The 26,896-nt window shown below is 65.7% G+C and carries 26 protein-coding genes; 5 read left to right on the top strand and 21 right to left on the bottom strand.

What is annotated here, in order from left to right:
* The 4 genes from FHR72_RS26035 to FHR72_RS26020 form a co-directional block, all read right to left on the bottom strand.
* Nucleotides 1-167: zinc ribbon domain-containing protein (locus FHR72_RS26035; protein ID WP_221194451.1), on the bottom strand; the 167-nt coding region annotated here is incomplete at its 3' end.
* The gene (locus FHR72_RS26030; protein WP_183474405.1) at nucleotides 164-775 is read right to left on the bottom strand and encodes a PaaI family thioesterase; all 612 of its coding nucleotides are present in this window, start codon (nucleotides 773-775) and stop codon (nucleotides 164-166) included. The genes FHR72_RS26030 and FHR72_RS26035, both read right to left, overlap by 4 nt.
* Nucleotides 772-2,319, bottom strand: coding sequence for an FAD-binding protein (locus FHR72_RS26025; protein ID WP_183474402.1), 1,548 nt, complete (start codon nucleotides 2,317-2,319; stop codon nucleotides 772-774). The genes FHR72_RS26030 and FHR72_RS26025 overlap by 4 nt, the downstream gene beginning before the upstream one ends.
* Nucleotides 2,312-2,827, bottom strand: coding sequence for a flavin reductase family protein (locus tag FHR72_RS26020; protein ID WP_183474399.1), 516 nt, complete (start codon nucleotides 2,825-2,827; stop codon nucleotides 2,312-2,314). Before FHR72_RS26020 ends, FHR72_RS26025 begins: the two co-directional genes overlap by 8 nt.
* A gap of 174 nt (nucleotides 2,828-3,001) precedes the next feature.
* On the opposite strand from FHR72_RS26020, the gene FHR72_RS26015 reads away from it, so the two are divergent.
* Nucleotides 3,002-3,658, top strand: coding sequence for a PadR family transcriptional regulator (locus FHR72_RS26015; protein ID WP_183474426.1), 657 nt, complete (start codon nucleotides 3,002-3,004; stop codon nucleotides 3,656-3,658).
* Nucleotides 3,659-3,670: 12 nt separating this feature from the next.
* Here the strand turns inward: FHR72_RS26015 and FHR72_RS26010 are convergent, their stop codons facing one another.
* Entirely contained in the window at nucleotides 3,671-5,347 is a 1,677-nt protein-coding gene (locus FHR72_RS26010; RefSeq protein WP_183474396.1) for a 3-ketosteroid-delta-1-dehydrogenase, read from the bottom strand.
* Nucleotides 5,348-5,479: 132 nt separating this feature from the next.
* On the opposite strand from FHR72_RS26010, the gene FHR72_RS26005 reads away from it, so the two are divergent.
* Genes FHR72_RS26005 through FHR72_RS25995 form a run of 3 tightly spaced genes read left to right on the top strand, consistent with a single transcriptional unit; the run spans nucleotide 5,480 to nucleotide 8,597 of the window.
* Complete coding sequence (locus FHR72_RS26005) at nucleotides 5,480-6,637, top strand: 3-ketosteroid-9-alpha-monooxygenase, oxygenase component (protein WP_183474423.1); 1,158 nt, start codon at nucleotides 5,480-5,482, stop codon at nucleotides 6,635-6,637.
* The gene (locus FHR72_RS26000) at nucleotides 6,634-6,927 is read left to right on the top strand and encodes a hypothetical protein (RefSeq protein WP_183474381.1); all 294 of its coding nucleotides are present in this window, start codon (nucleotides 6,634-6,636) and stop codon (nucleotides 6,925-6,927) included. Before FHR72_RS26005 ends, FHR72_RS26000 begins: the two co-directional genes overlap by 4 nt.
* On the top strand, nucleotides 6,846-8,597 hold the full coding sequence (locus tag FHR72_RS25995; RefSeq protein WP_311736261.1) for an FAD-binding protein: 1,752 nt from the start codon (nucleotides 6,846-6,848) through the stop codon (nucleotides 8,595-8,597). The genes FHR72_RS26000 and FHR72_RS25995 overlap by 82 nt, the downstream gene beginning before the upstream one ends.
* A 35-nt stretch (nucleotides 8,598-8,632) precedes the next feature.
* On the opposite strand, the gene FHR72_RS25990 is transcribed toward FHR72_RS25995, so the two are convergent.
* Genes FHR72_RS25990 through FHR72_RS25970 form a run of 5 tightly spaced genes read right to left on the bottom strand, consistent with a single transcriptional unit; the run spans nucleotide 8,633 to nucleotide 13,349 of the window.
* On the bottom strand, nucleotides 8,633-9,010 hold the full coding sequence (locus FHR72_RS25990) for a nuclear transport factor 2 family protein (RefSeq protein WP_183474375.1): 378 nt from the start codon (nucleotides 9,008-9,010) through the stop codon (nucleotides 8,633-8,635).
* A 30-nt stretch (nucleotides 9,011-9,040) separates the two neighbouring features.
* A complete protein-coding gene (locus tag FHR72_RS25985) occupies nucleotides 9,041-10,051 on the bottom strand; it encodes a zinc-dependent alcohol dehydrogenase (RefSeq protein ID WP_183474372.1) in 1,011 nt (336 codons plus the stop codon).
* Nucleotides 10,052-10,105: 54 nt separating this feature from the next.
* Complete coding sequence (locus FHR72_RS25980) at nucleotides 10,106-10,858, bottom strand: SDR family NAD(P)-dependent oxidoreductase (RefSeq protein ID WP_183474369.1); 753 nt, start codon at nucleotides 10,856-10,858, stop codon at nucleotides 10,106-10,108.
* Nucleotides 10,855-12,099: an alkyl sulfatase dimerization domain-containing protein gene (locus tag FHR72_RS25975; RefSeq protein WP_183474366.1), complete on the bottom strand. Its 1,245-nt coding sequence runs from the start codon at nucleotides 12,097-12,099 to the stop codon at nucleotides 10,855-10,857. The genes FHR72_RS25980 and FHR72_RS25975 overlap by 4 nt, the downstream gene beginning before the upstream one ends.
* Nucleotides 12,096-13,349 (bottom strand): sulfotransferase family protein, encoded by a 1,254-nt coding sequence (locus tag FHR72_RS25970; protein WP_183474363.1) that lies wholly within the window; start codon nucleotides 13,347-13,349, stop codon nucleotides 12,096-12,098. Before FHR72_RS25970 ends, FHR72_RS25975 begins: the two co-directional genes overlap by 4 nt.
* Nucleotides 13,350-13,401: 52 nt before the next feature.
* Between FHR72_RS25970 and FHR72_RS25965 the strand changes: the two genes are divergently transcribed.
* Nucleotides 13,402-14,340, top strand: coding sequence for an IclR family transcriptional regulator (locus FHR72_RS25965; RefSeq protein ID WP_183474361.1), 939 nt, complete (start codon nucleotides 13,402-13,404; stop codon nucleotides 14,338-14,340).
* A gap of 71 nt (nucleotides 14,341-14,411) precedes the next feature.
* Here the strand turns inward: FHR72_RS25965 and FHR72_RS25960 are convergent, their stop codons facing one another.
* The 11 genes from FHR72_RS25960 to FHR72_RS25910 all read right to left on the bottom strand — a co-directional run bounded on the left by FHR72_RS25960 (nucleotide 14,412) and on the right by FHR72_RS25910 (nucleotide 26,839).
* A complete protein-coding gene (locus FHR72_RS25960) occupies nucleotides 14,412-15,488 on the bottom strand; it encodes a hypothetical protein (protein WP_183474419.1) in 1,077 nt (358 codons plus the stop codon).
* 111 nt (nucleotides 15,489-15,599) lie between these two features.
* Complete coding sequence (locus FHR72_RS25955) at nucleotides 15,600-16,583, bottom strand: alpha/beta fold hydrolase (RefSeq protein WP_183474358.1); 984 nt, start codon at nucleotides 16,581-16,583, stop codon at nucleotides 15,600-15,602.
* An 11-nt stretch (nucleotides 16,584-16,594) separates the two neighbouring features.
* Nucleotides 16,595-17,476, bottom strand: coding sequence for an SDR family oxidoreductase (locus FHR72_RS25950; RefSeq protein WP_311736260.1), 882 nt, complete (start codon nucleotides 17,474-17,476; stop codon nucleotides 16,595-16,597).
* 2 nt (nucleotides 17,477-17,478) lie between these two features.
* Entirely contained in the window at nucleotides 17,479-17,961 is a 483-nt protein-coding gene (locus FHR72_RS25945) for a nuclear transport factor 2 family protein (RefSeq protein ID WP_183474355.1), read from the bottom strand.
* 75 nt (nucleotides 17,962-18,036) lie between these two features.
* On the bottom strand, nucleotides 18,037-19,116 hold the full coding sequence (locus tag FHR72_RS25940; RefSeq protein WP_260156270.1) for an acyl-CoA dehydrogenase family protein: 1,080 nt from the start codon (nucleotides 19,114-19,116) through the stop codon (nucleotides 18,037-18,039).
* Entirely contained in the window at nucleotides 19,113-20,264 is a 1,152-nt protein-coding gene (locus FHR72_RS25935) for an acyl-CoA dehydrogenase family protein (RefSeq protein ID WP_183474352.1), read from the bottom strand. The genes FHR72_RS25940 and FHR72_RS25935 overlap by 4 nt, the downstream gene beginning before the upstream one ends.
* On the bottom strand, nucleotides 20,264-21,049 hold the full coding sequence (locus FHR72_RS25930; RefSeq protein ID WP_183474349.1) for a crotonase/enoyl-CoA hydratase family protein: 786 nt from the start codon (nucleotides 21,047-21,049) through the stop codon (nucleotides 20,264-20,266). The genes FHR72_RS25935 and FHR72_RS25930 overlap by 1 nt, the downstream gene beginning before the upstream one ends.
* Nucleotides 21,050-21,080: 31 nt before the next feature.
* Entirely contained in the window at nucleotides 21,081-22,502 is a 1,422-nt protein-coding gene (locus FHR72_RS25925) for an aldehyde dehydrogenase family protein (protein WP_183474346.1), read from the bottom strand.
* Between the two features lie 40 nt (nucleotides 22,503-22,542).
* Complete coding sequence (locus FHR72_RS25920; protein ID WP_183474343.1) at nucleotides 22,543-23,661, bottom strand: zinc-binding dehydrogenase; 1,119 nt, start codon at nucleotides 23,659-23,661, stop codon at nucleotides 22,543-22,545.
* Between the two features lie 150 nt (nucleotides 23,662-23,811).
* The gene (locus FHR72_RS25915) at nucleotides 23,812-24,954 is read right to left on the bottom strand and encodes a cytochrome P450 (RefSeq protein WP_183474340.1); all 1,143 of its coding nucleotides are present in this window, start codon (nucleotides 24,952-24,954) and stop codon (nucleotides 23,812-23,814) included.
* Nucleotides 24,955-25,267: 313 nt separating this feature from the next.
* The gene (locus FHR72_RS25910; protein WP_183474337.1) at nucleotides 25,268-26,839 is read right to left on the bottom strand and encodes an acyl-CoA synthetase; all 1,572 of its coding nucleotides are present in this window, start codon (nucleotides 26,837-26,839) and stop codon (nucleotides 25,268-25,270) included.
* Between the last annotated feature and the right edge of the window lie 57 nt (nucleotides 26,840-26,896).

Here is a 26,896-nt window from a genome sequence, read left to right as displayed (position 1 = left end):
GCCAGCTCGTCACCGTCACACCCGGGATTGGGGCAGTTGTTGGCCCGCGGCGGGAACACAAAGGTCCCGCACTGAGAACACTTACCGCCGATCAGATGAGGATCACCAGCGTCATCGAAGGCAAACCACCCCTCGACCGCAGGTTCGGTTGACGAGTCGACTCTCATGTCTTTGCTTTCGGTCTGATGAAGACGCCTTCGGCGTGAACTGTGAGGACGCCGTCAGCGTCCCAGAGTTCGCCTACGGCAATCGTTTTCGATTCAGTTTCGCTGTCGATCCACGCCTCTGCCCGCAGCTTGCCGAGCCGGGTGGGTGCCATGTAGCGCAGGTTCAGTGTGCCGGTGAATGCCGGTCTTCCCGGTCGATGCGCCGTGGCGCCGAGCACGTGGTCGAGGATGAGCGCGCAGACGCCGCCGTGCACGTGCCCGGGTGGGCCCTCGTAGGGCGCTCCGAGTAGCAGATCTGCACTCGCCCTGCCGCTTTCGTCGTGTTCGATCTGCAGCGGGAAAGCGATCGCGTTACGTACACCCATAGCGACGTTTCCCCAGGTGAGGATCCCGCCTTCGGTGGTGGCTCGCACCCCGAACGGTTCGTCATCGAGCCGTGAACCCAGTAGTGCCGCCGCTTGGTCGATCAAACCATGTGCCCGCGTCACGTCGTCGTCACCGGCCTGGCTGCGGATCACGACGTCGATGAGCTTGCGTAGCGATTGCGTCAGTGGACCGTAGAGTTCTTCGATCCGACGGGCGTACTCGGCGCTGATGGGCTCGCTCACTGCACGGTGACCTGCGCAGCCATGTCCAGCGCGGCGAGGTGGCTGAACAGCATCGAGGCGCCGATCGGATTACCGCCGCCGGGGTAGGTCGTGCCCGACACCGCCGCCATCGTGTTGCCGGCCGCATACAGCCCCGGGATGGGCGTACCGTCGGCGTGCACCACCCGTGCGTGGGTGTCGGTCCGCAGCCCGCCCTTGGTCCCCAGATCGGACAGCCCGAACGCGGCCGCGTGGTAGGGCGGGGTATCGATGGCGACCATCGGGGACTCACCCCCGCTGAATGCCCGATCGTAGGCCTCACCGCCACGGCCGAAGTCGTCGTCGACGCCGGTGGCTGCCAGCGTGTTGTATCGCTCAACGGTGGCTTCCAACTCCTCGGCCGGCACGCCGATGGCCTCCGCCAATGCGGCCAGGGTGTCGGCGGTGTGCCACAGGCCCGCCGCGCGGTACTTCTCGGGCTCGACCATCGACACGTTGGTGGCCTTGACCGGCGGAACACCGGCGTCCCGGTTGTCGTAGACCATCCAGAACGGCAAAGTGATGGAGCCGTCCTGCATCTGGCGGATGATGTCGCGGCCGATGCGGTCATAGGGGGCCGATTCGTTGACGAACCGGCGACCCTGCTGGTTGACGAAGATGCCACCGGTGAACCACAGCGCAAACGCCGACCGGCCGTCGGGATGGGTCAATCCGGGCGACCACCACGCCTGATCCATCAGGTCGACGTCCGCGCCGGCGGCGATGCCGGCGCGATGTGCCTCGCCGGTACTGCCCGGCCCGCCCATGGTGTCGGTCGCGCTGCCCGGCACGCCGTACTGGGCGCGCATGACCGCGTTCTGTTCGAATCCGCCGCTGGCCAGCAGCACTCCGCGACGGGCCCCGACCCGCACCGGCGAACCGTCGTGCTCGATGACCGCTCCCACGACCGCGCCGCGCTCGGTGATGAGGTCCGTCAATGGTGCGTTCCGCAGGCAGGTGACGTTCGGCAGCTTGTCGAGTGCGGCGAGGAACCGGCCGACCAAGGCGCGCCCGCCGACCAACAGGTCGGGTGCTTCGGCGCCGAGGCGCTCGGTGTCCAACGGTCCGCGCACCTGCCCGGCGTAGCGGCCGAGGGCGGAGTCGGGGACCGGCAGCGGGACGGTATGCCGGTAGCCGTCGTTGCGGGCCTCCGGCACCGAGCCGTAATAGTCCGGCCACGGCAGCACCGTGAACTCGAACGCCGGATCCCGTTCCAGATATTCGATCAACTTGGCACCACCGCGGACATAGGTTTCCTGCAGTTCGCGCGGTGTGCGGTCGCCGACGACAGCGTGAAAATAGGTGAGTGCTTCGTCCAAAGTGTCGTCGGTGCCTGCGCGCTGCAGGACCGGGTTGCAGGGGTACCACACACCACCACCACCGGAGTAGGCGGTGGTGCCGCCGAACATGTCGGTCGCCTCCACCAACAGCACCGAAAGTCCCTCGCGGGCAGCGGTATACGCGCCGGTGATGCCACCGCCGGATCCGGCGACGATGACGTCGAACTCGGCATCGAACTCAGGCATGGGCTACCCCTTGGAATGCTCCGTAACCGCCGCGGTAGAAAAGCAGCGGACGTCGTTCCTCGTGCGCCCAAAGTCCGGTGACCCGGGCGACGACGATGGTGTGATCACCGGCGGCATGCTCGAACTCGATATCGGCCTCCACCGACGCCAGCGCGCCGTCCAGGGCTGGGGCTCCGTTCACGCCGGGATTCCAGGTGACACCGGCGAACTTGTCATCACCGCGGGTGGCGAACTGCACGCAGACATCGCGTTGTTCGGCAGCAAGGATGTTGACGCACAGGGAGCCGACGTCGCGGATCGAGGGCCAGCTGATCGACGCGCTGGACGGGCAGAACGAAATGTAGGGCGGATCCAGTGATACCGAGGTGACCGACTGGCAGGTGAAGCCGATGGGGCGGTCGCCGTCGTGCGCGGTGATGACGGCAATACCGGTGCAGAAGTGCCCGAGCACGCGGCGCATCTCCGGGCCCGCGGGTGTGATGACATCGCCACCGGGTTGAGCAGTCATACATCTCCCAAGCTGTTCACGCCGACCTTCACGTCGGGTGCCACGATCCATGTCGGGTGCGGATGGACGCAACGCGTCCTCCCGGTGAGCGGTAGTAGCAGGCCTTCGGGCCGGTCACATTGCTAGCCTTGGCCGGTGACGGAACACGCCGCAGGTGAGCCCGATGGGTTGAATGTGTCACCCACCGGATGGGCCCTGCTGGGCCTGTTGACCAGCGGCGATGAGCTCTCGGGCTACGACATCAAGAAGTGGATCAACTGGGCTATCCGGTTCTTCTATTCCAGTCCTGCCTACAGTCAGATCTACTCCGAACTGAAGCGTTTGGAGCGGTTGGGTCTGGTGAGTTCACGCGTCGACGCCGGAGTTCGGAGTCGTCGGATGTACAAGATCACCGACGACGGCCAGGCCGCCGTCAGCCGCTGGATCAATGACGAACCGGTCGAACCGCCCAGCCTGAAGCACAACCCGATGCTGCGAGTGATGCTCGGGCACTTGCTGAAGCCGGGGCGGCTCCGTGAGATCCTCGCTGAGCATGCGGCCTACGCGGAGCAACTCCAGCAGTCTGCGGCGACCGAGGTTCGTTGGACCAGCGAGCAACCTGCATGGGCCTATGCGCGGCTGGCGCTGAAGTGGTCCGAGCAGTATTACGCGGCGGAACGCGAACTCGCCCTCCAGATGATCAAGGATCTCGACGCCGTCGAGGAGACGTTCGGCGAGAACGGACCCGAAGGTGTCCAGTTCCCGGTGCGTGAATACTGGTACGAGGTCGAACGCCGAATCGCCGCCGAAGACGCCGAGGGCATCCGCGACGGCGGGCATTCGCAGGGCTGATCCGAAGTCGGCTCAGGAGATTCGGCCTGCGGCGTGTCGCGCCGCGATGTAGCCGTAGACCAAGCCCTGCGCGATGGTGGCACCCGCACCCGGATAGGTCTTGCCGAAGGTATTGGCCGCCGTGTTGCCGATCGCGTACAGGCCGTCGATGACAGATCCATCCTCGCGAAGCACCTGTCCGTGGACGTCGGCGCGCACCCCGCCGCACGTGCCCAGGTCGCTGAGCACGACCTTGACGGCGTAGAACGGACCGGACCCCAGCGGGCGCAGATTCGGATTGGGCACAATTGTCGGATCGCCGTAGTAGCGGTCGTAGGCGCTGGCGCCGCGCTGGAAGTCGGCATCCACGCCGGCGTCCGCGAGCCCGTTGAACCGGTCCATCGTCGTCACGAGAGTCGCGGGATCGACGCCGATCAGACGAGCAAGCGCTTCCAGATCCTCACTGCGGTGCGCGATTCCCGCGTCATACCAGCTTTGCGGGATCGGCATCCGCGGAAAGAGCTCGGCGGCCATCAGGTAGCTGTTGCGATACTTCTGGTCGAAGATCATCCACATTGCTTCGACCGGGTTGCCCGCCTGCTCGCGCGCCAGCAGCCGCTGGCCGAACGACATGTAGTCGGTGGCCTCGTTGATGAACCGTTCACCGTTCTGGTCGACGAGCAGGCACCCGGGCAGGGAGCGCTCGGCCAGCATCACCGTCGGGTCACCGCCCGGCAGCGGCGCGAACGCCGGGAACCACCATGCCTGGTCCATCAATGCCGTACCGGCGCCCAGGTCTTGCGCGAACCGGATGCCATCCCCGGTGTTGCCCTCCGCTCCGAGGCTGTGGTGTTCGCCGAGGCGCTCGGACTGAAATTTGTGTCGCCAGCTCATCTGGTGGTCGAAACCGCCGGTGGCCAGCACGACGCCGCGACTGACCGTCACGGTCACCGGGGTGCCATCGCGTTGCACCAGCGCGCCGCTCACCCGCTGACCGTCGGTGATCAGTTCTGTCACCGTCGAGTCGGTCCACACCGGGATTCCGGCTCGGAGCACGCCGGCGAACATCCCGGCAGCCAGCGCCTGCCCACCGGCGGCATAGCGCCGGCGCACCATGAGCCCGCCGATACCCTGAGCGGCGCGCAGCATGATGCGCGGCCAGGACTTACGCGGTGTCCGCGCCATCAGGTTCAACCAGCGGTAATCGGCGCCGGTGACTGGCATCGGGAACGACGACTTCATCACGCCGGGACGAAGCCGGGCGAGTTCGGGCCCCAGCACTGCCGTGTTGAACGGCCGGCACTCGCAGGTGCGGCCCACCGCGCTGCCGCCGCTCTTCTCCGGGTGGTAGTCCGAATACCCCTTGGCCCACATGAACTTCATCGGCGTCGTGCGGCGCAGCATGTCGATGGTGGCCGGGATGTGGTCCACGAACGCGTGGGTCCGTTCGGCCGGAGCGTCCTGACCGACCAGCGTCTCGAGGTAGAGGCGTGCACTGTCGGGAGTGTCCGCGGAACCGGCATCGGTGAGGACGGAGCTGCCGGGCAGCCAGAAGGCGCCCCCGGAGCGGGCCGTCGACCCGCCGACGTACTGGGTCTTCTCCACAATGAGTGTCGAGAGACCCAGCTCGTGCGCGGCCAGTGCCGCGGCCATGCCGGTACCTGAGCCGACGACCAGCAGATCGACGGTGATGTTCTGGGGATCGGTCACCGTTCGATTCTGGGGCCGCTCGGTGATCCCGGCCGCAACGGTGACCGGTCAGTGGAACACGAGGCAGTCAGGCCGAGAGTGCCGGTGTTACAACGGATTCATCCACCCAACCAACGAACAGGATGGTCGGAAATGACATCGTTGCAGCCCGACGGTGCCGGAGACGTTCGTCAGATCGAGGCGCAGGCAACTCCTACCAGGTTCGCGCGTGGGTGGCACTGCCTGGGGCTCATCCGTGAACTCGGCGACGGCACCCCGCACTCCATCAATGCTTTCGGCACCAAGCTCGTCGTGTTCCGAGGCGGGGACGGCACGCTCAACGTCCTGGACGCGTACTGCCGGCATATGGGCGGTGACCTGTCCGACGGTGAAGTGAAGGGAAACGAGATCGCGTGTCCGTTTCACGACTGGCGCTGGGGCGGAGACGGTCGTTGCAAGCAGATCCCGTACAGCCGTCGGGTGCCCAAGCTCGCGCGCACCGCGGCGTGGCCGACGCTCGAGCAGGACGGCATGCTCTTCGTGTGGAACGATCCGGAGAAGAAGGCGCCGCCGGCCGACGTCACCATCCCGCTGATCGAGGGTGTGGGCAGCGACAACTGGACTGACTGGCATTGGTACACCACGGTTGTCGACACCAACTGCCGCGAAATCATCGACAACGTCGTCGATATGGCTCACTTCTTCTACATCCACGGCGGCCTGCCGACCGGCTTCAAGAACATCTTCGAGGGACATACCGCGACGCAGTACTACGAAAGTGTCGGCAGGCCCGACCTCGGGTCCGGGGAGGGCGCCAAGATCCTCGGAACGACCTCTGTCGCTTCGTATCATGGACCGTCGTTCATGATCGATGATCTGACGTATCACTACGAGCACGGCGATCAACGGACGGTCTTGCTCAACTGCCACTATCCCATCGACCAGAATTCGTTCGTCTTGCAGTACGGCATCACGGTCGAGAAGTCGGAATCTGTGCCGGACGATGTCGCCACGCAAATGGCGGTGGCTCTTGGTGACTTCGTCAAGATGGGGTTCGAACAGGACGTGCACATCTGGCGTCGCAAAGCGCGCATCGACAATCCGCTGCTGTGCGAGGAGGACGGTCCGGTCTACCAATTGCGACGTTGGTACGAACAGTTTTATGTGGACATCGCCGATGTCACCCCGGACATGGTCAACCGCTTCGAGTTCGAGATCGACACGACGCGTCCGCGCGAGGCGTGGATGAAAGAGGTGGAGGAGAACCTGGCCGCCAACCGGATGCCCAGGTTGGTAGGTATCACCAAATGAGTGTCCGGCCGGACGACCGGCTGCGCGACGCGCCGATGACGCCGGTCGTCTGCGGATCATGCGGCGCGCAGGTGCTGGCCCGCAAGAGCAGCTGGGAACAGACCAGTGTGCAATGGGATGCGGAGTCTGTCGCGCGCTGTGCCCGACGCCGCGATGCGCCACGGGATCGTCATGCGCTCGTGTCGGCGCGGGACGCACGCTTTGCGCTGTGTCCGGACCTGCGCCAGTCCATCGAGGCGGGAGTGCGCCAGGGCGCACTACGGGTTCTCGACGGCGAATCCGTCCTGTGAGTTCGGTCTCCGAACCATTTCCGACGACCGTGGGGGAGCAGATGCCGACAGGTTTTGAGTATGACGTCATCGTGGTCGGGTTCGGGGCCGCGGGCGCCGCTGCGGCGATAGAAGCCGCCGACCGTGGCGCGCGGGTGCTGGTGCTGGACCGCGGCTACGGGGGCGGAGCGACGGCGTACTCGGGAGGGATCATCTATGCCGGTGCCGGCACCGCCGAACAACAGGCGGGTGGATATCCGGACAGCGCGCAGAACATGCAGGCTTACCTCACGCAGGAAGTGGCCGGTGCCGTCTCAGCCGAAACGCTGACCCGCTTCTGCGAACAGAGCCCGGCGATGATCGATTGGCTCAAGGCGCAGGGCGTCGAGTTCCGGGGCGGTCAGGTGCCCGAATACAAGACCTCGTACCCCACAGACAGCCACTATTTGTACTTCTCGGGCAACGAGAAGGCCTATCCGTACTCAGCGCACGCGCAACCCGCCCCGCGCGGTCACCGCGTGCTTGCTCCGGGTATGAGTTCCGGGCGAGTTCTTTTCGAACGCCTGCGGGATTCGGCGCTGGCGAAGGGCGTGGACTTCATCCCGCTCGCGCAGGTGCACAGCCTGGTCCAGGCCGACGACGGCCGGGTCACCGGAGTCCGTTACCGGGTGCTGGACCCCGCTCACCGCAGTGCGCGACAACACCGGACCGTCGCCAAAGCCACTGGGAAACTGGGCACCTGGATGCCGGGTCTGATCGAGGGCGTCGTCAACCGCGCCGAACGGTTGCGCGCGCGGCACAGCATCGACACCCACGCTCGGGCCGGGGCCGTGATTCTGGCGGCGGGCGGATTCGTCCACAACCGTCAGTGGATGTCCGCCTATGCGCCGGACTTCCTCAAGATCTCCCCGCTGGGCACCGCCGGTGACGACGGCACCGGAATCCAACTCGGGCTGGACGCGGGAGGAGTGACCGACAAGATGGGCAACGTCACCGCGTGGCGATTCCTGTCCCCGCCCAGCGCTTTCCTGGAAGGCCTCACCGTCGGCGCGAACGGGCGGCGCATCGCCAACGAAGACCTCTACGGCGCCACCCACGGTGACGTGCTGATGCGTGACTTCGGCGGTACCGGCTGGGCGATCTACGACGCCGCTACCTGGCGGAAGATCAGAACGCAGATCAAGGATCAGACCCAGATATTCCAACGACTGCAGTTGTGGTATCTGCTGACAATCGGACACAAGAAGGCGGCCACGGTCGAGGGTATCGCCGCCAAGAACGGTATCGACGCCGTCGGACTGCGTCACACCATCGACGCCTACAATCGCGGGATCGGAAGTGGAACAGGCGATCCGGGGCACAAGGACGCGGCGCTGTGCCGGCCGATGGAGCGAGGACCGTTCTACTCGATCAATATCTCCGCCGGCTCGTCGATGTTCTACCCCATTCCCGGGTTGACCCTGGGCGGGCTGGTTGTGGATGAGAACACGGGTGCGGTTGTCCATCGTGACGGCGGCACCGTGACGGGCTTGTATGCCGCCGGCCGCAATGCCGTCGGCGTGTGTTCCAACGGCTACGTCAGTGGCCTGTCGATATCGGATTGCGTGTTCAGCGGACGACGTGCCGGAGCGGACGCCGCGCTGGCAACGGGCGCCGATCCAGATTTCCGGCGGACTCCCGGGCGCGCGTAGGTACCCGCACCTGCTGACCCAGTGGCGTTCACCGGTCAGCCGGTGATCACATCCGAAGCCGCGAAATAGCTACGCAGGGAGGCGATTGCGCCGGTGTCGTCGAACACCACGGTGTCGATCGGTTGCAGAGACATCGGGGTGTCTCCGACGGTGAACGTGATGGTGAAGACGAACGCGGCTTCATCGCCGATGACCCGAAGGTGGGTCAGCTCTGTTCGGCGGTCCAGGTTTTCCAACGTGGCGAAGAACTCACGGATGGCCTTCCGGCCGGAGCGGACGTCGCTTCCGACGGGATCCTCCACCGTGGCATCGTCGGCGAACAGCGCGACGAGGTCATCCGCGCTGCCGGACTGAAGCAGCTCCACGTACCTCGTGATCGTGTCCGCCGCCGTGGTGTTCGCCTGTGTCGGCACGTGCCATCCCTTCCCGCGGTGAGCGTCTGATCACGCAAGTGTGATGATGACCTTGTCGGCTGCGCCTGCAGTGGAGACACAGCGCAATGCCTCGTCGAGATCGTCGAAGTCGAAGGTGTGGCTGATGATCAGCTGGTATGTCTCCCAGTTATCGACGATGTCCTCGGTCACTTCGAAGATCTCGGTGGGGTAACCCATCGACCCGACGACAGTCAGCTCGTTGCTCATCACGTTCATCAGGTCGAGGGTGACTGGTTCCTTGTGCACCGCGACCACACCGATTCTGGCGCCTCGTCGGGCGAGACCGAAAGCGGAGTTGATCGCTGCCGGAACACCAGCGGCATCGAGATATATGTCCGTTCCCGCCCGGTCGGGCCAGAGGGAATCACCTGCACCGTGCAGCTCGATCAGTCGCGTCGGCAGATCTTCGACGGCGGAGTTGATGACGGCGTCGGCGCCGACTTGCAACGCCTTGTCCAGCCGCTCGGGCAGAATATCGGCGACCGCGACATGCTTCACGCCGGCCGATTTCAACGAGATCACGATGCCCAGACCGATCGGGCCCGCGCCGAACACCAGCACCTGGTCGGTGGGAAGAGGTGCCACCTGATTGACCGCGTGCCGGGCCACCGCCATCGGCTCGTTGAGCGCAGCGACCTCGAAGGGGATGTGCTCGGGGATGACGCAGAGGCTGTGCCCGCGGACTGCGTTTCTGATCAACAGGAAGTCGGCGAGGGCGCCGGTTGACCCGCCGTTGCCGATGATGTCGTCAGGGATGGCCATGGGATTGATGACCACACGGTCGCCGGCGGCGATGTCGCGGACATTCTGGCCGACTTCGACGACCTCGCCGGCCGGTTCGTGCCCGATCGGCATGCTGCCTTGATGCGGCGGCAATCCGCCGATGGAGATGTAGAGGCTGTCTGACCCGCAGATGCCGCAGGCGCGGATCTTGACCAGCACGTCGTCAGGACCTGCCACCGGGGTGGGCACTTCCACGATTTCGGTCTTCTCGGGCGCAGTGATGATGGCGGCTCTCACGGTGATGCTTTCCTTCTCGTCGATGGCCTGGTCAGGAGTACTTACCGGTGGTACTCACAGCACGCTGTAACCGCCGTCGACGACAAGCGCGGATCCGGTGGTGTAGGACGCATTGGCACTGCACAGGTAGAGGATCGGGCTGGCAACCTCCTCTGGCGCGGCGAACCGGCCGAGCGGGATGTGATCGATCTGCTCCTGCTTGATGTCGGGCACGTAGTCCATCGGCGCGGTCATGCGGGTGGCGACGAGCCCGGGCACCACGGCGTTGACCCGGATACCGTCGCTTGCCCACTGTGCCGCGAGGTTTCGGGTGAGCGACAGTATCCCGGCCTTCGCGGACCCGTATCCGGGAACGACTGGGACGGCCCGTATCGCGGCCATCGAGGCGAACATCACCACGCTTGCGCCCCCGTCGGCGTTCGAGGCCGCGAGTGCACCGTGCAAACGTTCGGTCAACCGGAACGGTGCCAGCAGGTTGACCTCCACCGAGGCGGTGAACCCTTCTGCGGTGGATTCGTCGAGACCCCCGGGAAAGTTGGCGCCTGCGTTGTTGACCAGGATGTCCAGCTCGGTGAACGAATCGGCGAGTGCGTCGATGCCGGCCGGGTCCGTCAACGACAGTTGGCGATACTGCAGCCCCGACAAGTCGACGGCGTCGTAGTCGTCGGGTTCGGCTCTGGTCCCCGTGATGGTGACGTGCGCGCCGCTGTCCCGCAGCAGCGTTGCCGTCGCATGGCCGATGCCGCTCGTGCCGCCGGTGACCAGTGCTGTGGCGCCGGTGAAGTCGAAAGCCAAGCGGTTGGTCATGCCAGTTCCTCGATTCGTTTGCGCAGCCATGCGGCTTCCCAGAAGTTGGCGCTCTCGCGCAGCAGCGTCTCGTGTGCGGTGATCAACACCTGTGCGGCCTGCGCATTGTCGGGTTCGGCGTGGTACACGAAGTCGGCGAGTCGAATCGCTCGTACGGGTTCGCCCGCGTCCAGCAGCAATCGCGCGCGCTCGAGAACTGCGGGCGTTCCGGCGATGTCGAGCAGGTCAGATTCGGTACGGCGAGGTGACTCGGCATACAGTTCCGCGGTGGATTGGTGGTGGAACCAGCCGGCGTAGTTCTCCCAGATTGCGCGGATGTTCCAGCGGACCATGCCGTAGCCTTCGCCGACCTGGAGGTCGGGCGGGAGCATGACCTCGCGCATGAGGGTGTGGACGTCCTTGCCGGCATTCATGCCTTCCACGGTGCGGTCGTGGATGTAGCTCACGGCATCCCGGAGCCGCGTCAGCTCCCATTCGATGCGGTCTCCGCCGGTGATCGGGCCGAAGTGTCCGGTGAGAAGCGTTTCTGCTCCGAGCGCGCGTACCCGGTCGATGGATTCGATGACCGTCAGCGCATCGCGGTAGCGGTCGCCACGCATCGTGACGAGATTCGGAATGTGGCCGAAGAGTGCTCCGAAAACGTTGCCGCACAGACAGACACCCTCGTCGGGGAGCCACGCCACCAGGCTGTCGGTGGTTTCGCCACCGGGTGTGGCGTACAGCTCGAGGACGCGGCCACCCAATTCGATGACGAAGTTGTCGTCGAAGGTGATCGTCGGGGTCGGGACACTCTGTGGCGGAACCGTTCCGAATCGCGCCGACGTGAACTCGACCGCCGCCATCACCTTGTCGAGCCAGGCGAAGGACGAGTTCTGCGCGCGGAACGCCGCCAACAGGTCATTGTCGCGACGCCAGGTCTTCCAATTCGCCTGGGCGACGATCTCACTGTCCGGGTCGGTCAAGGAATCGAGGCCCCCGACGTGGTCGACATGTCCCTGCGTCAGGATGACGTAGCGAATCGGTGCGGGGTCGACGGCGTCGTAGTTGGCTCGGTGCACCGGACCTTCGAAGCCCATTCCGGTGTTCAGCACGATCCGTCCGGCGTCGGTCGTCAGCATGAACGAGTTGGACAGCCCCGGCGACATCCAGATGCCGGGGCTGACCTCTTGCGCGGGAGCGCCGGCGCCGACGATGTCGCCGGCCCCGGGGCGACTGAGATAGACGGGTTGGTAGGCGCTCACACCTCCTCCCGCACGTCGAAGCGGTCGAAGTAGAAGCCGAAACGCTCGCGAACCTGCGCCGGCGATCGTCGGAAATGTCCCTGGAGGTCGTAGCGCAGACTGCCGTGCTTGCCCCGCGGGTTGTCGTCGAGGTAGCTCTGAAAGCCGGCTTTCGCCTCTGCGGTCAGCGCGGTGCCGTTCATCGCATACAGCGTGCTCAGGATGTCCATCTCACTGCCGTTGAGGTGATGAAACGAGATGTCCATGCTCTGGTCGGGGGGAACCGAGTCCCGGTCGCGCACGCATGCTCGCAGTAGCTGCTCGATGCGGTCGATCCAGTAGTCGACGAGTCCATCCGGGTCGATCTCTTTGCGGCGGATGCGATCTCCATAGGCCAGCATGGTCACGGCAGACTGGATGACTGCGACCGGATCCCGATGTGTGAAGGCGACAGTCGCATCTGGGAAGGTATGCATCAACGGCCTGAGTTGCTCACAATGTTGTGGCGACTTCAGTACCCATTGCCGGGGGCCCCGCAGGAAAGTCAGCGCCTTCAGAACTGTCTTCAGGTAGGCGTAGTGGGCATGCTGGTTCAGCGTGAGATAGAAGTCCCGCCACCGCGGCACCCGCGCGTGCCATTCCACGACGTAGCTGGCGAAGTCCAGGTCGAGGAGTTCGACTTCCTCTTCGATCGCCTGAGGGAAGCGGTCATGCATGGCCTGGACGAGCGGTGTCATCGTCATCGCTGCTTCATGTTCGGCCATGCTGCGGGCGAACCGGGGGTCGATACCGTTGATGTCCGGGCCTTCGCCTGGGTGTGGGAAGGGTTCTTGACTTTCCCAATACGGCAATGCTCGTCGCCTGGTGTCGGCTGCGATCAGGTTCACCAGATGGGTTGTGCCCGAACGGGGAAGTCCGACAACGATGATGGGTCTATCAATCTCGATGTCGTGGATCTCGGGGTTCCGGCGAAGGAGGTCGGTGAGCAGCAACCGCTGTGAGAGCAGTCGCACGATGCGATTCCGCAGGATCAGGCGATTCAGGTTGGTGTTCCCACTGTCGGAATCTGCGGTGCTCGCATAGACATTCAAGCGCTCCCGGAAGCCGTCGTCTCCGAAGTCGGAAAGGCCGGTGTTGCCCGTTGCCTCGCGGATCAATAATTCGGGATCCAGATCGACCGTGACGCTGTCCAACTGAGTGAGAATGTTCTGTTGTTCCACCGTCAGCATCGGATTCACCAGATCATCGATGAGCAACGCGCCTGCCGGCATGGATCCCTCCGGGGATAGAAAGTGTCGAATATTCGTTATAGGCTCCGAATATATGAACACCAACGTAGATCTGGACACGCCCCGCGGTCAAGAGCCGTCGCCGCCGACGCGACGCGTAGTCGACGTCGTGGAACTGTTGGCCGAGCATGTCGGAACCCCGTTGTCACTGGCCGAAATATGCCGTCAACTGCGGATCAGTAGATCGACAGGGCACGCCATCATGGCCACGTTGTGCGCCTGCGATTGGGCGACGCGTGACCCACTGAATGGGACATTCTCGATCGGTACCGGCTTTCCGAGGATTCAAATGTCGTCCCTACCAGTCACTTCCAAGCTTCGTGGCCCGCTGCGTGAGTTGTGCGGGGAACTGGATATGGCCGCGTGTATCTCCGAGGTACGGGGCCGTCACATCGCCGTCATCGATTCGGCGAGTCCCGACGAGATACGTCCGCACGTTCAAGCCGGCCAGCGGCTGCCCTTTGTCGCACCGTTCGGACGCGAGTTCATAGCATGGGCGCCGCCGGCCGCTATCACGCAGTGGATGGAAGGGGCCGGACCCGTCAACGACGTGTATCGTGCGCGAATGCCGAAGGTCCTCAAGGAAATTCAGGACCGCGGATATGGCATCGAACGGCTCAGCGATCCATTGCTGAAGGTTTATGCGGCGTTACTCGCGGTGGAGGACGGCGGCGAGCCCGGCCCGGTAGCCGTGAGGCTGGCGGGTGCCGTCGGCGATCTGACGGTCGTCGACTTTCTTCCTGGCGAGTTCGCGACCATCGGACAGTTTCCCCTCGCCACGATCTCGGCACCCGTTTTCGACCACACCGGCAAGGTCATGCTCACGGTGTCGGCGCAGCCATACAGGGAGCTGCCCCCCGAGGGGGTGAGGGCCATCGGCGACCGAGTGTGCGAGTTCGCTCGACGTGTTGAATCGATCATCGGAGGTGACAGGACATCTGCGGTCGGTGAGCCGTCCGGTCGGCAGACCTGACCGCGCGGGTCGGAGCATCGACTGGCCCCGAGTTCCCTACGGACTCCGGGGCCAGTGTGTCCGATGCGACGTCAACTGAGCTGAAAGGCGCTCAGCGGAGCTTCTTCCGGGTAGATGGCCGGGCCGCCGAGGTCGTAGCCGGCGTTGAGCGCACCGATGAAGGCGGCGTCGTGCAGGGGAGCGCTCGGAATGTCGAGCTTGATGCCCTTCTTGCTCAGATCGTCGACCATCATGTCGATGGCCTTGTCGATCGTCAGGTCATCGGAATGGTCCATGTTCTTCTTGAGCTCGTCGTAGTCCTCGAACACCTCGGCAGACCAATGAACGAGGAACCGCAGCTCGTCAGTGTGGTGCCGGGCGATCACCGTGTCATCGTTGCGCAGCACCCAGTGCTCGCTCGACTCCGGGTCACCGGCGAAGACGGTGTGGAAGTCCAGACCGGCCGGGACCTGCTGATCCAGAGGACCGTTGGCCTCACCACGATGCACCAGCATCTCGTTCTGCACCACGACACCGCGGTTGTACACCGGGGGCACAATCCGACGAGGCTCCTTGAGCGGCCCGTCGGGCCAGTAGGTGAAACCGCTACCGGGGTCGTGCGAGAACCACGTGATCACCTGTGCCATCTTGATGAGGTAATCCTGGAACAGGCCGGACTTGCCCATCACGCTCGGCAACCACGTCGGCGCATTCTCGTACCGCACACCGCGGAAGCTGGGGGAGTCCAGGTGGCCCGGGTCGCGGTTGGCGCAGGGGCCGTTGATGTTGAAGAGCATCATCTGCGGTTTGGCGTACTCGGCGCCCCAGTACGACTTGGCCTGCTCCAAGAACTGGGCGTTGTAGAAGCAGTCGTGCAGCTCCGGGTAGAGCACGGTGCCGTAGTTGGCCAGGAACCCGCGGAAGGTCGGGGTGAGGAACAGGTCCAGCGTCGGGGTGAACCCCTCGGGGAACTTTCCGCTCATCGTCGCAATCAGTTCCTCGGGTGACGAGAAGTGCTGCGCGATGATCAGATTCCACGGCGCGTTCTCGCGTACCACATTCAGCAGCCGGTCCCGCTGGTCCTCGGTGTACACATTGTCGACCTCGCGGGGCGGCGATGCGGGCCGCAGAATGTCGGACAGCTCCATCCGCCGCTCGTCGGTGAGCATCACAGGCACTCCTTCTTGATAGATCCGGCGAACTACACGCCGTTGCTGTGCCCAATTGTGGGCGGCATCAGCGATGCTCGAACCCGCAGTGTCCGGCCATCGGGACGTTGGTCAGCCTTGTCTTCGCTGCGTTGCAGGGGCGGCGAGTAACGGGTTGGCGAACTTCGCGCGCAACAGTGCGCCGGTCTCGGCCATCGCCAGCCGACCGCGGGCGGTGGCCTCCGACCGCATCAGGAAACCGTGATAGATACCCGGGTACCGGGTGAGAGTGGTCTGCACACCGGCTTCGCGCAGCCGACCGGCATAGCGTTCACCCCAGTCGTAGATGGGATCGAGTTCGGCGGTGACCACGATTGCCTGCGGCAGGCCGGTCAGATCGGTCGCATAGGCCGGTACCCGCCGGATATCGTGCGGTGGCCCCGCGCCCATATCGGCGAGCTCGTGCAGATAGACGATGTCATCGTGCACCAGCATGGGTGCATCGTGGTTGTTCACCACCGACGGCGCGGCCATATCGCGGTCTACGCCCGGATACAGCAGCACCTGGGCGAACAGCCGAGGTCCGCCCCCACCGCGCGCCGCCAGCGCGACCGCGGCGGCGACACCGCCGCCGGCACTGTCGCCGCAGATGACGATCTTGTCGTGATCGAGTTCCAAAGAGTCATGCTCAGCGGCAACCCAGTTGATGACAGACAAGGCATCATCGAACTGTGCGGGCGGCGGGTTCTCCGGAGCCAGCCGGTAGTCGACGGCGACGACGGCGGCCCCGCTGGCCGCCGCCAGCGCCCGCGCCATCGGCTCGAACGAATGGTTCGAACCCATCACCAGGCCGCCGCCGTGGAGATGAACGATCACCGGCTGCGGGTCGGCAGCGGCGACCGGGCGGTAGATCCGTACCGGGATCGGGCCACCCGGCCCGGTCACCTCGGTATCGGAGATGTCGGCCATCTCCGGTATGTCCTCCGGTGGCGGGGCGGATTCGAGGGAGTCACGGACCGCTTGCAGTCCACGCTTCCGAATCGGCGTCGGCGGTCCGAAGGCCGCGACACGGGCCGCAGCGTCGGGGTCGAGCGTGGGTCGGTACGGAGTGGGCATCTGGCGCGGGCTCAGTGCTGGGCCGGATCGAAGCGACGCGTGGTGCGCAGCTTCGGGGCGGTCAGCGTGGTCAAGGTGTGGGCACGCTCGGCCATCGCCGATCCGACGTATTCGGGTTGGGTCAGCAGATAGAACGCATCCTGTGCGGACTGCTCGAAGACCACCTCGGCCGCCTCGTCGGGATCCATTGCCGCAGCTTTGATGTCGAGCATCGCTGCGCGCTGGGACTCGGCCGCCGCGACCGCGGTGCCCGCCGCGGCGGAGTCCACCCCGCCGGCGGCTTCGAAGATGTTCGACTTCACCGCGCCCGGCAGCACCGCCTGCACGCGGATGAAGTCGCTGTGCCCGGCCAACTCCACCTCCAGTCGCAGGCACTCGGTGAGCGCCAGCACCGCGTGCTTGCTCACGATGTAGGGCGCCTGCAACGGGACGGCGGCGACCCCGCCGATGGAGGACAGGTTCCACACCCAGGCGGGGGTGGCGGCGCCGATCATCTTGGGCAGGAACGCCCGCACACCGTGGAACACCCCGCTGACATTGATCTCCATCACCCGATTCCAATTGGCTACCGGGGTGTCCCACAGGTAACCGAATTGTTCGATGCCGGCGTTGTTCACCAGCAGTCGCACCGGGCCGATATCGCAATAGACCTGTTCGGCCAACTGGACCATCGCCTCGGCGTCGCGTACATCGCACACCGTGACGTGTGCCGTCCCGCCGTCGGCGACCAACTCGTCACGCAACGCCGTGGCCGCGGTCTCGTCGACGTCGACCAGCACGACGGACATGCCGAGACGGTGGGCGTGTCGTGCCAGCCCGGCGCCGATACCGGCGCCGGCCCCGGTGATGACGGCCAGGCCGCCGCCGAAGATGTCGCGTGCGTCAGCAGCCACGATCAGGCGTTCGTGGCGGCGAGCTTGGCCCGGTGCTCGGCGAACGGGATCGAATCCTCGGCATCGAGCACGACCGTCATCGAGCTGAGCACCAACGCGTCACCAACTCGGCGAACGGCGACATCCACGACGCCGGAGGACACGTCGAACGGCACGTTGTTGGTGACCTGGTTGACGTAAAGGTAGAACCGCACCAGGGTCGCCCCGCCGTCGGTGCCGGTGCGGAAGATGTTGGTGGCGTGATGCCGTAGCGGGTACGGGTTCTCGTCGCGGTGCTGGGTCAGCCAGGCGAGCACCTCGGAGCCGCCGTTGAGTTCGGCGGCCAGCAGTTCCTCGAACGGGCACTGCCCGGAATCGGACCGGCTCAGGTACTGCATATCGTCGGCGATGTAGGTGGCGAGCACATCGAACCGGCCCTGGTCGTAGTGGTACCAGAAACTGGCGATGAACTCGTGAATCTCCGGCAGCGTGATCTGGGGGGTCATGCCATGGAGTCAACCGTTGCCGGGTGAGCGCTGACACGGTCGTGCCCGGTCAGTGGAACACCGAACAGTCTCGGCTCAGTCAGCGATCAGCGGCCAGAGTCCCGCGGTGCCGGCAGCGACGGCAGCCCTGGTCACCGCCTCGTCCCAGTGGGCCACCGAACCGTACTCCGAACGCCACGCCAGTGCCGCCCTGGTGTATTCGTGCAGCCGGTGTTCGACGGTGGTGCCGATGGCGCCGTGCGCCTGATGGGCGTTGCGCACCACCACCGACGCGGCATGCCCGGCGCAGGATCGTGCCACCGCGACCAGGAATCCGAGATTGGCCGCCGTCCAGCGGCTGGTGATCGCGACGTTGAGGGCGGCGTCGGTGGCCGCTCGCGCCAACGCCGCCTCGGCGGCGATATCGGCGACCATGTGCTGGATCGCCTGGAACTTCGACAGCGACCGCCCGAACTGCACCCGCGAGCAGGTGTGCTCGATGGTGAGCTCGAGCGCGGCGTCCAGCGCAGCGCAGACCTGGATCGCGCGCACAAGAGCGGATTTCAACCGCAACTGCTCGACAAGCGCGTCATCGATGGCACGGCTGTCGGCCTGCAGCACCGCGATATCGACTGTGACGGTGTCGCGCGGCTCGCCGATCATGTTGGTCGCGGCGGTGATGGTCAGCGCCGCCGCGTCGACATCGGCGACGCGGTGCCCGTGCCCGTCACCGACGGGAAAGATTATGACAACGCGGCCGGCGGCCTGCGCCCACGGCACCCCCGTCGCGGTGCCGGCCGCGTCGAGCACGCAGACCGTGCGCAGCGTGTCGTCGACGGGCAGTCCGGCCGCCGCGAGCAGCGAGCAGGCCAACAGGTCGTGTTCGGCGAGCGGTACGCGCACCCCGTGGCGGGCGGCCGCGGCGAGCAGCTCGGCGGCCTCCGCCCAGCCGGCGCCGCTGCCGCCGTGATCCGACGATCCGGTCAGTCGAACCAGACCCAGTTCGCCGAGGGTGGACCACAATTCAGTGTCGAGACCCACCGCGCCGGGGGCACCATGGTCCTTGCGGTGCGCCGCGAACACCGCATCCATCATCTCGATCAGATCGGGGTCGACGGTGTCGGTCCCGATACTGACCTCGCTGCTGATCTCAGAGCCGGGTTCCGAGACAGTCATCGCATCCCCAATTCACGCGCGATCACACCGCGCAATACCTCGGTCGTTCCGCCACGCAGGGTGAAGCCGGGTCGCTGGTCGACCGCGACGGCCACCAGTTCACGCAGCCGCGGGTCGACGGCCGTGTCGTCGCCCACGCGCAGATCGGCGAAATCGGCGATGTCACCCTCGGTGGAGGTGCCCAGCAGTTTGACCACTGCGGCGGCTACGTCGGCGGGTTCGTGACGTTCCAGTGCCCCGGCCACCGCGGTCGACATCTGATGCAGCCCGGCCACCCGCGCCACCAGCCGGCCCAATTCCGCATCGGGCGAGATATTCTGCTGCACAATGTTTTCGGTGACAGCGCTCAGTGCGGGAAACGTGGACAACACACGTTCGGGTCCGCTGCGCTCGAAGGCCAGCTCCGAGGTGACCTGTCGCCACCCGTCGCCGATCTCACCGAACACCATGTCCTCGGCGACGAAAGCCTCATCGAGGATCACCTCGTTGAAGTGGTGCCCACCGTTCATCGAGACGATGGGGCGCACCTGCACACCGGGTCCGTCGAAGCGAACAATGAACTGACTCAAGCCGGCGTGCCGGTGGGCGGGGTCGACGGGGGCGGTGCGGGCCAGCACGATGAAGGCATGTCCGCGATGGGCCCCCGACGTCCACACCTTGGTGCCTGACAGCGACCAGCCGCCGTCGACGCGGGTGGCCTTGGTGCGCACGCTGGCCAGGTCGGATCCCGAGTCCGGTTCGCTCATCCCGATACCGAAGAAGCATTCGCCCGCAGCGATTTTCGGGAGGAACTCCCGTTTCTGGGCCTCAGTACCGTCCTTGAGGAGCGCAGGCACGATCTGGCGGTCGGCGATCCAGTGCGCGGCCACCGGGGCGCCGGCGGCCAGCAGCTCCTCGGTGACGGCGAACCGTTCGATGTGCGAACGGCCATGGCCGCCATATTCTTCGGGGGCGGTCATGCCGAGGTAGCCGCGCGCGGCCAGCGCAGTGGTGAAGGCTTCGTCCCAGCCGCACAACCAGGCGTCGACCGAGGGGATGAAGGTCCCGGCGGCCAGTTGCTCGGCCAGGAAGTCGCGGACCTCGGCCCGCAGCGCCGCGGTATCGGCGAGGTCGGTGGTTGCCGGCGGGACCAGTCGTGATCGGGCCATCAGACAGTCCGCCAGCGTGCGATGCGCTGCTGATGTTCGGTGTCGGCGTGCGCCAGCGGCTGCATGGCGGCGGCCATCGCCAACGTGGACTCCAGCGAGCCGGTGCGGGATTCCTGCAGCAGCCGCTTGGCCATCCGCAGCGAATGCGGCGGATTCTTGGCGATGCGGTCGGCGAGCTCGTTGGCGGCGGTCAGCAGATCGTTATGGGTGACAACGCGACTCACCATGCCCCAGTCCAGCGCGGTGACGGCGTCGATGCGGTCACCGGTGAAGGTCAGCTCGGCCGCCCGCTCATAACCGATGGCGCGCTGCAGGAACCAACTGCCGCCGTCGCCCGGGATCAGGCCCAGTTGCACGAAACTCTCAGCGAACGAGGCGCGTTCGGAGGCGACCCGGATATCGCACATCATCGCCAGATCGCAGCCCGCACCGATGGCGGCACCGTTGACGGCGGCGATCAGCGGGACCTCGAGCCGGCCCAGCGCACGCGGGATGCGCTGGATTCCGTCGACGTAGGCGTACCGCTGCTCGATCGGCGCGAGACCGAACATGCCCTGGCCGTCGGCCATCTCCTTGACATTGCCGCCCGCGGAGAAGATTCTGCCCTCCGCGGTGAGGATGACGGCGCGCAGTCCGGTGTCGGCGTTGGCCTGCTCGGCCGCGGCCTCGAACGCCGCGATGACGTCTTTGCCGGTGATCGCGTTGCCCTGCTCGGGGCGATTGATGGTCCAGGTCTGCACCGAACCGGTGGTGGTGATGCGGAGCGGCTCGGTGGCTATCGACATGACGGGTCTCCAGGCTTTCGAGGGGACGGGTTCACGGCAGCTGCAGCGATTTGATCTGCAGGAATTCCTCGAACCCGATCCGGCCGAGTTCGCGGCCGATGCCGGACTTCTTGTAGCCGCCGAACGGTGCGGCGGGGTTGTACTTGCCGCCGTTGATGTCCAGCTGACCGGTCTGAACCTGCCGGGCGAACGCCACCGCGGTGTCCTCATCGGTTGCCCAGACGGCACCGGACAGCCCGTACGGCGTGCCGTTGGCGATCTCCAGCGCCTCATCGGTGTCGCCGAACGGGATGACGGCCAGCACCGGGCCGAACACTTCCTCCTGGCCCAGTTCGGATTCCGGGTCGACGTCGGCGAACACCGTCGGAGCCACGTAGTAACCCACGTCGCGAATCTTCTGTGCGCCGCCGGTCAGCAGTCGGGCGCCCTCGCCGGGCGCGCGTTCGATGAAGCCGAGCACGGTCTGCTGCTGCGCTGCCGAGGCCGACGGGCCCAATCGGGTGCCCGGATCGGTCGGATCGCCCACCGTGTACTTGGCGACGGCCGATTCGACGATCTCGAGCGCCTCGGCGTAGCGCGATTGCGGCACCAGCATGCGGGTCCAGGCCATGCAGGTCTGGCCGCCGTTGAGGAACGCGTTGCCGACACCGACCTTCACCGCGGTCGTCAGGTCGGCGCCGTCGAGGATGACGTTGGCGGACTTGCCGCCCAATTCCAGGGCCACCTTCTTGATGGTCTTGCCGGCCAATTCACCCACCCGGCTGCCGACACCGGTGGAACCGGTGAACGAGACGAAGTCGACGTCTGCGTGCTCGGAGAGCCGCTCACCGATGACACGGCCGGCGCCGGACACCAGGTTCACCACGCCAGGGGGCAGGCCGGAATCGTGCAGCGACTCGACGAACTCGAACACCGACAGCGGGGCCTCGTTGCTGGGCTTGAGCACCACCGTGCAACCCGCCGCGATCGCCGGGATCACCTTAGCCACCACCTGGTACAGCGGGTAGTTCCAGGGTGTGATGGCCGCGACCACGCCGTAGGGCTCGCGGGTGACCAGCGAGTTGCCGATGCGCTCTTCGAACTCGAAAGTCGCCAGCGCGTCGGCGAATCCGCGTGCCACTGCCAGTGGCACCTGGGTCTGCACGGACTGCGCGATGCGGATCGGCGCACCCATCTCGGAGGTGATGGTCTCGGCGATGTCGGGCAGCCGCTTCTCCATGGAGGTGATCACCGCGTCGAGGCGTTCGCGTCGCTCGGCGACGCCGATGTTCGGATCGAAGGCCTTACGGGCGGCGGCGACGGCGGCATCGACATCGGCGTCGGTGCCGCTGGGCACCACGCCGAGCACCCGCTCGGTGGCCGGGTTGATCACCTCGATGGCATCGGTCCCGGTGGGGGCGACCCATTCACCGTCGATGTAGAGCTCGGTGCGGTGGTAGTCGTGGTTGCTCATCAATCGATCTCCGGGATTCGCTGTCTGGGCACGTGGCGTATCAGGGCAGGATGCTGGCGCGGACGTCCCGCTTGTCTTCGGCTGCGGCGAACGCATCGTTGATGTCGTCGAGGGAGTAGCAGGCCGCCGCCAGCCGTTCGAAGGGCAGCTCGTCCTGATAAGCCGCCAGGAAGTCCAGCGCACGGGACAGCACCGCCGGGTCGTACAGCGACACCCCGACCATCGTCTTGTTGCCGAACACGAAACGCGACGGGTCGAACTCGAAGGTCTTGCCGATGTTGATGTTGCCGATTTCGACGTACCGGCCGAACTGCCCGAGCAGTTTGAGACCCTCGTCGATGGCCGAGGGATGCCCGACCACCTCGACCACCACGTCGGCGCCCTGCCCGTCGGTGAGCGCGCGGACGATCTTGGCCCGTTCCTTCTCGGTGGTGACCTCGGTGATGTCGATGACCGCGTCGGCGCCGAACGCCGTGGCCAGTTCGAGACGCTCGGGAACGCCATCGATCACGATGACCTTCGCCGCGCCGCGGGCCTTGGCCACCGCCGCCGCGTACAACCCGAGTGCGCCGGCGCCCTGCACCACGACGTACTCACCGAGCTGCTGGTCGATCCGCTCCAGGCCGTACATCACCTGCGACAGTGCGCAGTTCGCACCGGCGGCGACGGCATCGGACACCGAGTCGGGGACGGTGTAGACCACCGCACCGGCGGGCAACACGAAGTAGTCCCCGTATCCGCCGACGAAGTAGGGTGGCTCATCGGCGCGGCCCAGCATGGCCATCTTCAGGTTCAGGCAGGCGTTGCGACGCCCGGCCAGGCAGTTGCGGCAGGTGTGGCAGCAGAAGAAGTAGGGGAACACCACCCGCGTTCCGCTCGCCAGCGGTTTGCCGTTGGAGTCGGCGTTCACACCGTCACCCAGAGCCGCGACGACACCGACCATCTCGTGACCCAGCACGGTGGGCAGCTGCCCGCCGAGGCCGCGGGTGGCGAAGGTGCCGTGCCAGGCGTGCACGTCCGAGCCGCAGATGTTGGCCCGGGTGACCCTGATCAGAATCTCGCCGGGGTTGATGTCGGGCAGTGTGACCGTCTCGATCGCGAACGGTTTGCCGGGCTCGTCGAAACGGGCGATGCGGCCCGTGAACGGGGCTGAACTCACGGGCTTGTATCCCCTCGGTCATCGTCGTCATCGGCACGCAAGGCCGGCGCGGATCGGGCGGCATCGACGTCTACGCGCACGGTAGCGAGGCAGGCACCCACTCGGATGTGCCGATCCCGCCCAGCGGGCAACAATCGGTGCGCTCCGCTGTTACCCCAACGAAAGGGGAATCGAGTTGAATGCGCGGGCCCAGACGGACGTGATCCGTTCGGGTTCATCGGCCAATTCACAGGCGGGGAAGCGTTGGAACCACTCAGTGAAGGCCAGCCGTGCCTCCAGGCGGGCCAACCCGGATCCCATGCAGAAGTGAACGCCGTGCCCGAACGAGGCGTGACGTTGTACCGGTCGCGTCACATCGAATCGCTCCGGATCCGGATACTCACGGTCGTCGTGGTTGGCCGCACCCCACACCAACATCACCCGGGCACCCGCCGGGATCAGGACACCGTGCAGGCTCACGTCGCGGGTGGCCGTCCGAGGCAATGCCTGAGTGGGCGCTTCGATCCGGAGCATCTCCTCGATGGCCGATGGCCACAGTGAAGGGTCCTTCAGCACCAGATCGCGCTGCTCGGGGTGCCGCAGCAGAAGTACGGTGCCCGAACCGATCAGGCTCGCCGTCGTGTCGTTGCCGCCCAGAACCAGCAGCAGGCAGAATCCAAGCAGCTCTTGGTCGTTAAGCCGTTCACCGTCGATCTCGGCGTCCAGCAGCGCGGTCATCAGATCTTCGCGCGGGCTGCGGCGTCGCTCCTGTAGCAATTCGGCGAACATGGCGTAGATGTTCATCGCGGCTTCGAGAGGTTCGCCGGTGTCTGCCGGGCCGATGAACGCCTCGGTCCACCTGCGCATCGGCTCGGGGTACTGGTCGTCGAGCCCGATCATGCCACCGACCACGACGCTGGGAATCACCGCGGCGTAGTCATGCTGGAATTCGCAGTTGTCATCGGCGCCGATGCCGTCGAGCAGGCGCCCGATGCACTTGCGCATATCGTCTTCCATGGCGGCCACCCGTCGCGCGGTGAAGGCCCGGGAGACGAGTTTGCGTAGCGCCGCGTGCCGGGGTGGGTCGATGTAAATGAGTTGGGGCAGCAGATCGTTCGCTTCGGCGACCTGACTGGAGAACGTCGCGTGGTCGGCAGACGCGGCCCAGACATCGGAAAATCGGGTGAGTGCGTAGAACTGGCCGTGCGGGTCCTGGTACACCGGATGGTCGTCTCGCATGTTGCGGTAGACATCCCACAGTTGGGTCTGAAACTCGGGCACGGAGGGGTCATAGAGAAGTCGGGAGCCGGTCATGTCTCCACCTTCGGATAGATGCCCGGATCGGTGAACGGCTTTGTCCCGGTGGGCATGCAGCGCAGCCTAGGTTGTGCCGATTCACGCGCCCACCAGTCCGCCCGCTGACCGGGAATGTCACACGCTGGCAGGTGTTACGCGGGTACGGGGCGGTGTGCACCTCGATAGGCGGATCCGCAGGTGGGCGCCAAAGGTGATCCATTGTGCCGTGTGCTCGTCAGTACCGTGTGATGGACAATCACACATTTGATTTCGACGACCTGGAGGACCGCTACGGGTGCCCACACCCAGGGAGCCCCCAACGAGGTCGTCATCACCCTCGGTTGTCAAACTGGTCACGTAGCACGCGTTTGAGCAACTTGCCGCTGGGATTCTTGGGCAGTGCATCCACGAAGAACACCTGTTTGGGCGTCTTGAATCCGGCCAGAAGTGTGCGGCAGTGGGTCACCACATCGTCCTCGGTGAGCTCACTGCCGTCACGGGGGACCACCGCGGCCACCACGGCCTCCACCCACGTCGGATGCGGCACACCGAACACGGCCACCTCCTCCACACCGGAGTGTCGGTAGATGGCCTCTTCGACCTCGCGGCTGGCCACATTCTCTCCGCCGGTCTTGATCATGTCCTTCTTGCGATCCACCACGTGCAGCAGGCCGTGCTCGTCGTAGTAGCCGAGGTCCCCGGAATGGAACCACCCGCCCCGGAACGAGTCAGCGGTCTTGGCCGGATCATCGAGGTAGCCGAGCATCAGATGTGGGCTGCGGTGCACGATCTCGCCGACCATACCGGGTTCGACCGGTGCATTGTCGTCGTCGAGGATGGCGGTCTCCACATTGATGACCGGCCGACCCGCGGAGCCGGCATGCGCGTCCTGCTCATCGGGCCCCAAGGCTGAGGCCAGCGGCGCCATCTCGGTCTGACCGTAGAAATTCCACAGCCGCAGATTCGGCAGCCGCTCGCGCATCTCGGCCAGGATCTCCACCGGCATGGCGGAGGCACCGTAATAGCCCTTGCGCAGGCTGGACAGGTCCACCTGGTCGAACACCGGCGACCGCAGCAGGGAGATCCACACCGTCGGCGGCGCGAAGTAGTTTGTCACCCCGTACTTTTCGATGGTGCGCAGCACCAGCTCGGGGTCGGCTGTGGGCAGGATGATGCTGGTGGCGCCGAGGTAGATGTCGGTGATCAGGAAGTTGTCGAGCTGCGCGCAGTGGTACAGCGGCAGCGAGTGGATCTCCACATCGGCGCCTTCCATCGAGCCGGCGATGATCGAGCTGATGTAGTTGCCCATCAGGCTGCGCGTCGAGTGCATGGCGCCCTTGGGGTGCGACTCGGTGCCGCTGGTGTACATCAGGCGGATCATCTGGTCGTCATCGATGTGCGGGCTCGGGGCGACCGAATCGGTCTGGAGCCACTGATCGAAGTCCGACCAGCCCGTGGGCAGTGTCTGCCCGGGCAGCACCAGCGCGGCCGTCGCCGCAGCGGTCCCGCTCGCGCGCATCGCCGCCTCGGCGGTCGGGGTCAGGTCGGCCTCGACCAGGAACCCGGTCACCTTGCTGTGTGCAAGGATGAAGGAGATCTCCTCGGCGGTGAGCATGAAGTTGATCGGGACCAGCACCACGCCGGCGCGCGCCGTGGCGAATGCCAGCACCGCGTATTGCCAGCAGTTGTGAGCCAGCACTGCAACCCGATCACCGACACCGAATCCGTTGTCTCCCAGCGCAGCCGTCGCCCTGTCGACGAGCCGCTCGAACTCGGCGAAGGTCAGGCTGACGTCACCGTCGATGATCGCGGTCTTGGTGGGCTGTCTGCGGGCCGACCGCCGCGGGATATCGCCGAGGGCGTGGCTTCGGGCCGAGGCGAGAACGGCCTGCAGATCATCCATGACCGGACTGTAGGGGCCGCCGGACCGGTGTGATCGCGCGACGTCCCGCTCAGTAGA

The sequence above is a fragment of the Mycolicibacterium iranicum genome, assembly GCF_014190915.1.
Lineage (GTDB): Bacteria > Actinomycetota > Actinomycetes > Mycobacteriales > Mycobacteriaceae > Mycobacterium > Mycobacterium iranicum_B.
Note: the sequence above shows the minus strand (reverse complement) of the source record. Positions and strands in the feature narration are given on the sequence as shown.